Raw genomic sequence first — 10,692 nt, forward strand, 5'->3', positions numbered from 1 at the left:
CAACGCGCGAAATTTGCCGCCTTGGCGTACGCGTCGTGCGGTGAGTGCTACCGCTCTCGGCGTTGCCGCACGGCGTGGCTCGATTGCGCCATGCGGCGCCCTACTCGAGACGCTAGGATCCGACGACGAGGCGGACGATCTCGATCTTGCAGCCTGGCGGCAGCGCGTCGAGCGCGAGCGGCGCAGGTTGCAGCACCCATCGATGCTGCGCACTGTCGACCATGTACTCGGTCACCGCCGCCTCGGTGACGCCGTTCTGGTACCTGAGCACGATGACCTTCTCGCCGCGCTGTGGCGCGCGGCCTAACTCGGCAAAAGCTGCCGAAGTCGACCAGCGAACCGGCCTGATACGCCATCCCGTCGCCGCCCAGCCGCACTGCCCGCCGCACCACGCCGGGCCAGCGCTCATCCCCCCTGAACTCGCCGAAGGTGAGGGCCATACGGACACCGCACTACGCGATGCGCTGGGAAATAGCCCGGTGACCGCGCTTGGCGTCGGGCCCGGCGCGGGTCAGCTCAGGACGCCGTTCGTCAGGCGCTTGATCTCATGCTCGACGCGCCGCGGCATCTCGGTGTTGGTCACGGTGTTGAACGCCGCCGCCGTCGCGTCCTTGACCATCTCCTTCGGCACGTTCGGGCCGGCGATGCGCTTGATCGGCAGGCGGCCTCGCCCTTCGCGCCAGAATGCGTGTCCGCCGCGCGACTTCACAATGAAGGCATGTTCGTAGGGGCGCCGCCGATTCCACGGCGCGGCCGAAACGCCCTCGGTCACCTGGAAAGCCCGGAAGTGCTTCAACGGTATCGGACCGCCCGTGCACCAGATTGTATAGGTCAGCGTTCCCCAGGATGACCGCGACTTGTGGAGCTTGCCGTATATCTCGATCGCGCGCTGCGGCGCGCCGATCTGCTTCGACAACGTGCGCCGAACGAGCGTGAACACCTTGTCGCCCGTATGATTGATCGCCCGGTTCAGGACTTTCACCCGTTGCGGCCCGGCTAGCTTCTCGGTGGCGGCCATCACCTTGGCGATACCGTCGCCATGCCATCGAATAATCAGGGACATCGCATCACCTCAGTTCGTGGCCTCGAGCCTACGACGGGCGTCGGCGAGCCCATTGCGGGACCAAGCTACCTTATTCGCCGCGCTCGAAGCAACGCGCGGCCGTTCGACATCGCGCTTCAGTCAAGGCCGTCGGGGAACAGCAGATCGGTGGCCACGACCCGGCCGGGCTGCGGGTAGTCGATCAGCCCCATCGAGCGCAAGCGCCCGAGGTTGTTCGCAAAGACGCTCGATGTGGCGGAAGCCTCAACGCGCTCGGCGAGGTCGGCTTTGCTGATCTGGTTCGGATAGAGGTCGATCGCCTCGTTGAGGATTCGCGCCTGCGGCCGCGTGAGGCGCCGCGCGATGCTGTCGTGCAGGTCGGCGAGCGACTGAATCGGCGCGTCGAGCCGCGCGAGATCCCGGCCAGCATCCGTAAGGATCACCTCACCCGGTCGGGGATAGTCGAGCAGGCCGGCCGATCGCATGGCGCCGAGGTTGTTGGCGTAGACACTCGACGTCGACGAGGCGTCGGCCATGAACGCCAGCACTACCTTGTCGGCCTGCTTAATGCCGATGCCCTCGAACCAGTAGAGGGCATCGAGTATCCGCTGCCGGCTATCGCTGATCTTGAAGCCCTCGGGCATGGCGCGCGCCTCGGCCGCTGGCGCTGGGGCGGCACGGGCCGGCTCGGGTGGGCGCGCTCGATGGGCCGCGTTCGGCGCCGGCGTCGCCGGCAGGGGGCTGTCGACCTTGGTGCCGAGGTAGACGTTGATCTCAGATGCCAGCCCGCTGATCAGATCCTCGAAGATCTCGCGCGACTTTTCGACGAACGGCGCCACCTTCTTCCCGGCGACGAACTCGTGTGCCAGGCGGCGGCCGCGGTCGAGGCCTCGCTGCTCGGCCTCGGTGATGGCGCCGGGCGCAATGCCGGCACCCTTGGCGAGCTCGGTCTGCAGGCGCTTGATCTCGGCCTTCAGCTTCTTGGGGTCGTTGGCTGCCGCCTCGTCGATCGCCGTCGCCATCTCGTCGCGGATCGCGTCAAGGTCGATATCGGCCCAGGTAGCCGGCTCGTTAGCCTCGCCGTCGACCGGCGCGCGCATGCTGTCGAACGTCTTGATGAGCGGGAACTGCACCCGCTTCAAGACGCCCTGCTCGGGCGCCCAGACGTACCCCTCGCCCACCTTCAGCTTCGGCAGGCTATCGATCACCGCTTGGCCCTCGTCGGCGTCGCCGTGGCCCTTGATCCACTCGCCCAGCGCCTTGCGATCCTGCGGCGCGACGAGGCGCAGCGCGATCATGCTGTTGCATTGGGTGAGCACGCGCTTGTGCAGGTTCGCTGGCCGCTGGGTGATGGCGATGGCGCGGAAGCCCTTGCGGCGGCCGCGCTGGAAGATGCGCGCCACCGCGCTCATCATCCGCTCGGTGCCGGGAGCGCCGTGCTGTGGCGCGAACTCGTCCGCTTCCTCGATCACCAGATGCAACGGCTTGCTGTTGAGCCGGTAAAGCTCTTCAAAGAACGCCGTGGCGAAGCGCTGCTGCGCGCCGACCGTCATACCGTCGAGATCGATAGTGCAAGGCCGGTTCCCCTCGGCGACGATCTTGGCCAGCGTCGGGCCGGCGGCCTCGTTGAGCGGCACGTCGGCGTGCTCGCCGCCGAATATCACGATCGGGTAGGCGGCCTTCTTGCCGTCGGCAGTCGAGCGCAGGCCGTACCAGACGCCGGTGTAGTCGAGGATGCACACGCGCCGATCGGCGTCGAGCAGACGCTCGACGATCACGCGCGTGGTGAAGCTCTTGCCGCCCCCGGTCATGGCCATGATGGCCATGTGCTGGTCGAGCGCGGCGTCGGGGATATTGGGAACGATCGTCTTCACGAAAATGGCCTCGTTCAGCAATGGGGATGCTTGCGCTCAGGTCTCGGCGCCTTCCTCGATCGGGTCGCGACCAGCATCTCGCCTTGGCTTGCGGCGGGCGGCACTGGCCGTCTCGCGGACGAACCTGACGTAGCCCTGCACAGAGGCAGCGAGCTCGTACTCGGCGCGGCCGGTCTTCACGAGATAGCCATCGTCGGCGAGCATACGCATCCAGCGCTCGCCGACAGCGAGGATGGCTCCAAGTCGCGCCGCAGAGACGATGTTTTCATCTCGACGCAGCACCGCCTTCGCTTCGTATAGATAGCGCTGATAGCCTTGAACCGAGGCTGTCAAGTCGAACGCACCCCGCCGTCGCTTGACTAAGTAGCCACGTTCAACGAGCTGCCGTATGGCCCGCTCCGTCAGCGGCGGAGTGGCGAGGATCGAAGCCAACTTCGCGGCCGACACGCCTCCCATTTCCAGATTCGAAGCATATTTTCCCCGGGTCATGGGCTCTTCTCCTCATCAAAGCGGAATCGGAATTCGAGTTTTTAGCCCTCAAAAAATTGTCGAGCCTCGGGCCGCCGCCGCGCCGCACGCTGGGGGGGAGGGCCTGGAAAGGACCCGCGAGCTCGGCTCTGCTGCCACGCTCATGACGGCTCATCACTTGATTGTCGCGCTTCGAGGAACATCGCCTCAAAGCTTTCTGCTGGCGGCGCTGGCGCACGATCCTCACTCGCTTCTCGCATCTCGATGAAAACCTCGACGCGAATGGTCGGTGCGCGTTTATCGGCCGACGCCGCCCCGGCTAGCGCCGCCAGGCCAGCGTCAAGGCGGCGTAGCGCAGCGAGCCGAACAACATCGGCTTGCCGTTCGTCGAAGGCCACTAGGGCGAGGCGTTCCAGGTCGGCCGCGGCTTGCGTCGGCGCAGCAGCGTCGGCGGTAACCACCGGCAGCACCTGCGCCGGCGGTTCGGTGGCGGAACACACGTCCGATCTCATCTCGCCGCGAAGATGGGAGATCCTGTCGACGATGCACGGCTTGCGCAACAGGCGGCGCGCTCGCTCGCTGAGGACGTTGCTGCCGAGGGCCCGGCTATCCGGATAGGCAGCTGCGTAGGCACGCGCCCCGTTCGCGTTCTGGGCGTAGTGCTCACAGAAGGCGACTTGCTGCCCGTTGAGTGACGCCGAAGCTTGCTGGGGCTCGGCGCGGGCGCACCAATCGGCTCGACTCTCGTTGCGGAGGTCGGCGACCTTGGCGAGGATCCAGGGCTTGCGCAGCAGGCGACGAGCGTACTCGCTGCGCGCCTTGGGCCTCTTAGACCGGCTCCAGGGATATGCGTGCGCAAAGGCGTGGGCGCCGTTCTGGTTTTGAGCGTAGTGACTGCAGAAGGTTGCTTGCTGCTCGGTCAGTGACACCGGAGGTTCGCTTCCGCGCATGATGGCGATGCTCCCATGGGATGACGCTATGACGCTAGTGACGCTACCCGCCTATTGTTATGACTGAACCCCTGGACGTTCGTCGTTCGCCGATCTGCCAGCCCAGCGCCCTAAGCGCCGGCGCGGCGCGCTTCAGCCGATCGGCGAACCATCTGGCATTGCCCGGCCAGTCGCCTGACCGTTTAGCCTCCAGAGGCACGCGCTCACCCAGCGCTGCATAGAGCTCGGCTGCGGTGCCCTGCCAGTATCCGCCGTGATCGCGCACGAACGAGCGCAGTGTGCTGGCGACTAGATCGCCGTCGACGAGCGCTACGGTCGCCCGGGCACGATTGGCGGCATAGGCCTCGAGAAACGCGCCAGGGGGCCACGGCAGCGCTGGCTCGGCCGCGACGACCAGGCGTGCGAAATCCGCCATCCGCACGTTGGGCGTCTCGACTTCACCCAGTCGCCGCAGCCCCACCGCCAGGGCATCGAGCAGCGCCGCTAGTGCCTCAGGTAGCACGGCCTCGGCCGCTGCACGCCAGGCGGCCTCGGTGAGCCGCCTGCTTGGCGGATCGAGAGTGACCATGATGGAGCGGTCGGCGAGGTCCCCCCGCGCAGCCAGGTCGGGGATGCCGTTCAGGATGATCGGCCGGCATGCGGCGAAGGTGGCCGTGTCGTAGTCGCTATAGAGCGCGCGCCCGCCGATCTCCGATCCCGTCGACAGACGACACAGACTGTCCGCCATGTCGGCGCGTAGGCTGCTCAGATTGTCAAATGCGAGCACGCGACCATGTCTCGCGGCTGCAATCAGGTCACGATCGTCGCGCGGTGGCTGAAGCAGGTCACCGGCAACCGGATCGACCACGCGCTGCAGCAACCGCACGACCGTAGATTTCCCAGCGCCGGCCTCGCCCCCGATGATCAGGACAGGATAAGGCCCGTCCGGCATCAGCGCGCCGAGGCACCAGGCGATGAGCAGAATGAGATCGTCCCGGTGGATTCGATCGAGCAACCGCAGCAGCCCATCAAAGCTGCCGCGTCGCGGCAGATCAGGCAGAGGCGCTATGCGCCGAGACCGGATCATCGGCACCGGTGCGCTGGGGACCTCATCCCAGCCCGCCGGCGACGCACGGATCACTGACCAGTCGGGCGTGCCCCGGTCGATATAGATGCTGCCATCGTGCCCTGCGACACGCAGCGGTGCGCGCCGCACCTTCCCACTCAGGTGCGCGCGCGCCTCGAGGCCCATACGCGCGTCACGGATCGCAGTTCCGCCGACCGACGCCGGCCGCCCCTTGCTGCGGTAGCGCCGTGCTACCTGCCCTATGAGCCAGTCACACAACGCGCGGCCATTGATCGAGTGGTGCTCTACGTGATCACCGACTGTGATAGTGGCGAACGTTTCGCCCTCGGGCGAGCGCCATAGCTCGATCTCGTCGCAGACGGACAGCAGCGCATCACGCTGCCCCATGCGCGCGTCCTCGAGATCGATCGGCGCGCCCTCAACGCGCTGGGCGCGCTCGTCCAGTGCATCGCGCTCGCCAGCCTCGATACCAGCGGCGGTTGTCTTCTGTACCGCATCCTCGCCGAGATCGCTGACCAGGCCGCATGCGACAGCCGCCTCGCGCAGCAGGTTTCCGACCTCGCTGCGATCGACGACGCCCAAGGCGATGACCTCGCCATAGCCACGCGCCAGGCGCTGCAGCAGCTCAAGCCGTTCTTCTGGTGTGCCGCCGGCGATGGCGAGCTCGTCGGTTCGCCGATCGAGCTCCGCGTGGCCGAGCCGCCGTAGCTGGGAGAGGATGGCGTGATCGCTGCTATCAGTTGCCGCGGGCGAGCGCCCGTTGACGCGGCGTTCCATAGCAGTAGCCTGTGCGCGCATGTGGGGGCGATCCGATCTGCGCCTAGCCACGCCCCGCGAACCCGCGTATACGTGCGCGTAGGCGCTGTTAGCGAATGTGGGCACCCGCCCACCCGGTCACGCGAACGCTACTGGTGCCATAGGATGTCATCGACTGAAGGCCCGGCGCCGCACGCTGGGCCTTCGCCGTTTCAGGGGCGGCTCTCTACCGGGCTGGTGCAGTCCTCAAGCTTGATCGTCGCCCGCTGGCGGTCCGCCAGCCACGCCGCGACTTCATCAGCGCGAAACGCGATCTTCGTTTCCCCCAGCTTTAGGGGCATCGGGAAACGACCCTGCCTGATCAGTCGGTAAATCGATGGGCGGGCGTAGGTCGTCAGCCTGACGACATCGCGCATGGAAAGCAGGCGCGGGGCGCTGGGGGCATGTACGGGTGTGCTGGGCATGAGGCCTCCGTGTCGCAGTGATGCGCCGCTACATGCGACGACTCGATACGGGACACGGTGGCGGTATCGTCTGCGCAGTAACAGTCGCACTTAGTGCGCATGCTGGTGCCCCCGACGGGCTAGTACATCGAGCGGTCGATCGACGTTGGCAAGATCGATGGACGCCATGAGGACGTCCTTGTAGGCTCTCAGGTTGCTGCTGCCGCATATATCGCCGATCTTTTGCAGCAGCTCGATGTGTTGGCGTCGGATCACCTCCTCCGGCGTGTGGTCATCGACATGGCAACCAGATTTGCACCAAGCGTTCCACGCGGTGGTATGCCGGCGAAACCAATTGTGAACCTTGGTTCGGGTGAAATCGTCGTAGCCCAAGAAGCCAGCGGCCTGCTTCCCCTTCTGGTGAACGCGGCCAACCGCATCCTTCGCATTGAGCGCCGTCAGAACTACGACAAGCAAAACGCAGCGGATGCGAAACTCCCGCTTGCGCGCGTCGTTGCGCGGACGTTTCGGCGGCCGCGGTCCATGCGAGAATGCTCGGATACTTTCCCCCGTTCGCAGAAGTTGGAGACCATCCTGCACGGCCGTGATGGCCTCAAGCAGGCTCGACATTGCGTTCGGAGCGAGCGGCAGCCGCTCGATAAGTCGGCATGCGATCTCGAGCGATACAATCATCCCTTCGCGGCCGCCGCTCTGGGACTTGAGTCCTTTGGCGAGAAGCTTCTCCGCATCGCCCGCAATGGCCTCAAATGTTGCGTGCAGATCCGGGTCGTGCGCAAAGACGATGCGGCCGGCCTCGCCTCGTACCCCAGGTGGCCTGTGCTGCCGATGGCTCAGATACCGCCGGATTTTGTTCCGTCGTGCCTGATCTATCATGCTGGCGGCGCGGGCGCGCCCCACGGACTTGGCCAATCGCTTCGCTTGTTCACACCGTTGAGCATCGCTGAGGGGGCGCATACCCCATGATCGCTCGGGACCGAACAACCGTCTGATGTTCTCCATCAGCAGCTCTAGCTCTTCGTCGGCATCGAGCGAGACTTGCTGGCAATCGGCAGATCGCGCTCCCATCATGCGTGCGCCCCAGCGCCGCGTTGAGACTGTTGACGGCTCTCCCATCGACGACGCGCAACACCAGCGTGCCCCTCAACCATCTTGCGAAGCGCGGTGGCCCAGGTCTCGAGCGCGCGCCGCATCGGCTCGCGCATCGGCGCGTGGTTATAGTGCCGATCGGTCACCCCCTGTTTGGAGTGGTTCAGAATCCGCTCGATGACCTCGGCTGGAAAGCCGTACTCTCCGAGCCAGGTCGCAACGGTGCGGCGTAGGTCGTGCGAGCGCCACGGCTCCATTTCGAGTGCCCCGCGCAGGGCGATCGGCTCCGCCTTGAGTGTGTCCCTGCGAACGGGCTTGCCGCTCACTTCGCCAGGAAACAGCCATTGGCTGTCGCCGGCGGCGACTGATGCTTCACGCACAATCTCGCAAGCCCATTTCGATAGCGGGATTTCGTGTGCCTTGCCGTTCTTGGTCCGCGTGCCAGGCAGGTTCCAAAGGCGACGTTTGAGGTCGAACTCTGCTTTGGCCGCGCCCAACGCCTCACCGATGCGGCATGCCGTCAGCAGCTGAAGCCGAAACGCGTTCCGCGTCAGGGCGGAAATGTCGGGCACCGTCTCGAGTCCGTGCCAAAGCGCGCGCAGCTCAGAGGCGCAGAGCGTGCGCTCACGTGGCGTCTCGGCAGCTTTCTTGATGCCGTGGGTTGGATTGGCGGCGACCATGTCCCGCGACATGGCCCAGTTGTAGACGGTACGAAGCGTCGACAGAGTGCGGTTCGCCTGGACCGGTGCGCGCACCCCGATAGCATCGATCACGGTCAGCACGTCGCGCCGCGTCAAGGCATTGGCGCGAATGTCACCCAGCGCTGGGCGGATCTCCCGATCGATGATCCGCCGCTCCTCCTTGCTCGATTTGCGCTCGCGGTCGGCATACATCGTCAGCCACTGATCGCAGAGCGCCCCCACCGAAACGGCACGGGCACGCTCGGCACGCTCGGCAAGCGGGTCACGACCGGCGGCGACGAGCTTGCCGGTGGCGTCGGCGAGGCCCTTGGCATTGGCAAGGCTGACGCGTGGGAATGCTCCGAGGCCCATCCGGCGAGGGCGCCCATGGGTTGGCGACTGGTAGCGTAACACCCATGAGCGATTGCCGGCGGAGCTCACATGCAGAAGCAGGCCGGGGCTCCCCTCGACCCGGTACTCACCGGGTGCCGCGTGACGGACCTCGACGACACTTGCGATCACCTTCGCCGACTTTTTGGGCATCCCTCAAGCGCTCCCCCGTTGGCACTCCATTGGCATAAAAAATCGGCGCTAGAGCGAGTCGCCGCAAGACAGCACGATACAAAAAACTGTCGATTAATGCCGTAGATTCCGGGCTATGTGGAGATTGCATGGAACATGGCGAGACGTAGCGAGCAGCCGCTTAAACTGATTTGTAATCAGGGGGTCGCAGGTTCGAGTCCTGCAGCCGGCACCAAAGCTTTTCAATGCGCTAGTCTGGAATAAAACCGGAACGCGATCTCTGAGTCTGGCGCCGAAACAGTCTCACGTGAGACTTTTCACAGCGATCCCTTCACGCGGCCTGGGTTCAACCGGGTCGAACGGCTTCGCCGCAACGCTTCCGGGCGGCGCGCGCCGGATCAGTGACCCCGCTTGGCACCGTGCGCGGCGCCGGCGGTCTTCGATGCGCGTGCTTTGAACGTCACGGCAGTCGCTGGCCACAGCTCCTTCAGCTCAGAGGGCATTTGCCCAACTACGTCGCCGATCTCGCCCGGATCGCAGTGATGCGCAAGCAAAGCGAGGACAGCTCGCACCGCCGGCTCCGGCGGAATCTGACGGGGCAGAAGCTTCAAGGTCACCTGATCCAAGAACTTCTGCTTGGTATGCACTTTCTGCGGCGCATGCGCCGGCTGCCAGCCCTCGAAATAGATGCCGCGCACGATGATCGGCAGCTGAGCGGCAAGGTCCACGGCTTCTTCGACCGAGAGCCGGTCACGCAACTGATGTAGAACTTCACGCAGCACAGTCAGCGCCGCTGCCTCGTCCTCCAGACCCGCGGTCTCGCGTAGTTCCTTGAGCCACTCTTGAGTCTGCTGCACAGCGTGGGAGATTGTTGCAGGAACAGTCATTGTGGGGCGCTCCTAGCTAACCGGTTGATGTTTTCGTCCTGGGCGCACGAAAGTAGCCTGTGGCCCCTTTACTCCCATCTCCTCAGAGTAGCGTACGTCGTCACCGACGCTTAACGCATCGAACGCCCCGCCCTCGACGCTGTTGCGGTGAAAGTAGATCTCACGGCCATCTGCGGATCGGATGAAACCGTAGTCTTCATCGGGGCGCAGCGAAGCAATGACGCCTCGCGGCTGCTCCTGATGAACCTTCACCTGGCCCTGCCGCTCGCGCGCAGCATCCTGCAGCTGCCGTCGAGCTGCCTTGAACGCGTCGCGGATCGTCACGTAAGCGTCCTCATGCACTCCGGTGACGGCCGGATCGCGGCTTATCACTATGTCGGCGGCTCCCGGGACAGCGAGGTGAATGCGCACTTGGTACGTGTCGCCCTTCTCGTGACGATGCTGCGGGCGACCGACGACGACGCGCGCCGATGTGATACGGTCATAGAACTCTTCTAGCTTCTTCGCTTCATCGCGAATGCGCGCTTCGATGGGATCGGAATGCCCGATATGCTCGAAGACAATTTGCAGTGGAACCTGCATCGGATTGCTTCTTTCGCCATTTGAATGTGGTCCGTCAGGCCCAGTGAACATGCAGACACGCCTGTACCGGACGACCGACACCGGTGAAGCTGCAGCAGGAAAGTATCGGCACTTGCTGAGCTCTGTAACGAAGTGTCGAAATTTGTGACATTGCGTCGGCTTTCGGCGGCCGAAGAAAAACGATCACAGTTGATTTGATTTTTCTGTCCAAGGCGGCGGCCTGCAAGCCAGCGAACTCAAAAACAAGATGGCGCCGGCCTGAGGGTGAGGTCGGCGCCATGAGTGCCGGTGCCCTTGGGGGGGGGAGGGCAGAGC

Annotated in this window: 12 protein-coding genes; all 12 read right to left on the reverse strand. The window is 64.9% G+C overall.

What is annotated here, in order from left to right; translation table 11 throughout:
- Positions 1-112 precede the first annotated feature (112 nt).
- A complete protein-coding gene (locus F9K20_RS05755) occupies positions 113-271 on the reverse strand; it encodes a hypothetical protein (RefSeq protein WP_290998428.1) in 159 nt (52 codons plus the stop codon).
- A gap of 240 nt (positions 272-511) precedes the next feature.
- On the reverse strand, positions 512-1,063 hold the full coding sequence (locus F9K20_RS05760; protein WP_290998431.1) for a hypothetical protein: 552 nt from the start codon (positions 1,061-1,063) through the stop codon (positions 512-514).
- Between the two features lie 116 nt (positions 1,064-1,179).
- A complete protein-coding gene (locus F9K20_RS05765; RefSeq protein ID WP_290998434.1) occupies positions 1,180-2,916 on the reverse strand; it encodes a DUF87 domain-containing protein in 1,737 nt (578 codons plus the stop codon).
- 36 nt (positions 2,917-2,952) lie between these two features.
- On the reverse strand, positions 2,953-3,363 hold the full coding sequence (locus F9K20_RS05770) for a hypothetical protein (protein ID WP_290998437.1): 411 nt from the start codon (positions 3,361-3,363) through the stop codon (positions 2,953-2,955).
- Between the two features lie 182 nt (positions 3,364-3,545).
- The gene (locus F9K20_RS05775) at positions 3,546-4,334 is read right to left on the reverse strand and encodes a hypothetical protein (protein WP_290998439.1); all 789 of its coding nucleotides are present in this window, start codon (positions 4,332-4,334) and stop codon (positions 3,546-3,548) included.
- 43 nt (positions 4,335-4,377) lie between these two features.
- Positions 4,378-6,177, reverse strand: coding sequence for a hypothetical protein (locus F9K20_RS05780; protein ID WP_290998442.1), 1,800 nt, complete (start codon positions 6,175-6,177; stop codon positions 4,378-4,380).
- Between the two features lie 191 nt (positions 6,178-6,368).
- Positions 6,369-6,620, reverse strand: coding sequence for an AlpA family transcriptional regulator (locus F9K20_RS05785; protein ID WP_290998444.1), 252 nt, complete (start codon positions 6,618-6,620; stop codon positions 6,369-6,371).
- A gap of 90 nt (positions 6,621-6,710) precedes the next feature.
- A complete protein-coding gene (locus F9K20_RS05790) occupies positions 6,711-7,574 on the reverse strand; it encodes a hypothetical protein (protein ID WP_290998447.1) in 864 nt (287 codons plus the stop codon).
- Positions 7,575-7,684: 110 nt separating this feature from the next.
- Positions 7,685-8,929, reverse strand: a complete 1,245-nt coding sequence (locus F9K20_RS05795; protein WP_290998450.1) for a site-specific integrase — start codon at positions 8,927-8,929, stop codon at positions 7,685-7,687.
- Positions 8,930-9,306: 377 nt separating this feature from the next.
- Positions 9,307-9,795 carry a DUF2267 domain-containing protein gene (locus F9K20_RS05800; RefSeq protein ID WP_290998453.1) on the reverse strand — a complete coding sequence of 163 codons (489 nt, stop codon included), beginning with the start codon at positions 9,793-9,795 and terminating at the stop codon, positions 9,307-9,309.
- A gap of 12 nt (positions 9,796-9,807) precedes the next feature.
- Positions 9,808-10,377: an HPF/RaiA family ribosome-associated protein gene (locus F9K20_RS05805; RefSeq protein ID WP_290998455.1), complete on the reverse strand. Its 570-nt coding sequence runs from the start codon at positions 10,375-10,377 to the stop codon at positions 9,808-9,810.
- 34 nt (positions 10,378-10,411) lie between these two features.
- Positions 10,412-10,692: hypothetical protein (locus F9K20_RS05810; RefSeq protein WP_290998457.1), on the reverse strand; the 281-nt coding region annotated here is incomplete at its 5' end.

This window comes from Hyphomicrobium sp. (assembly GCF_009026145.1).
Classification (GTDB): domain Bacteria; phylum Pseudomonadota; class Alphaproteobacteria; order Rhizobiales; family Hyphomicrobiaceae; genus Hyphomicrobium_A.

Bases quoted from the DNA above. Each gene is read 5' to 3' on its own strand.
- F9K20_RS05760 (WP_290998431.1), bottom strand. From the start codon at position 1,063: ATGTCCCTGATTATTCGATGGCATGGCGACGGTATCGCCAAGGTGATG.
- F9K20_RS05775 (WP_290998439.1), bottom strand. From the start codon at position 4,334: ATGCGCGGAAGCGAACCTCCGGTGTCACTGACCGAGCAGCAAGCAACC.
- F9K20_RS05780 (WP_290998442.1), bottom strand. From the start codon at position 6,177: ATGGAACGCCGCGTCAACGGGCGCTCGCCCGCGGCAACTGATAGCAGC.
- F9K20_RS05785 (WP_290998444.1), bottom strand. From the start codon at position 6,620: ATGCCCAGCACACCCGTACATGCCCCCAGCGCCCCGCGCCTGCTTTCC.
- F9K20_RS05790 (WP_290998447.1), bottom strand. From the start codon at position 7,574: ATGCGCCCCCTCAGCGATGCTCAACGGTGTGAACAAGCGAAGCGATTG.
- F9K20_RS05795 (WP_290998450.1), bottom strand. From the start codon at position 8,929: ATGCCCAAAAAGTCGGCGAAGGTGATCGCAAGTGTCGTCGAGGTCCGT.
- F9K20_RS05800 (WP_290998453.1), bottom strand. From the start codon at position 9,795: ATGACTGTTCCTGCAACAATCTCCCACGCTGTGCAGCAGACTCAAGAG.
- F9K20_RS05805 (WP_290998455.1), bottom strand. From the start codon at position 10,377: ATGCAGGTTCCACTGCAAATTGTCTTCGAGCATATCGGGCATTCCGAT.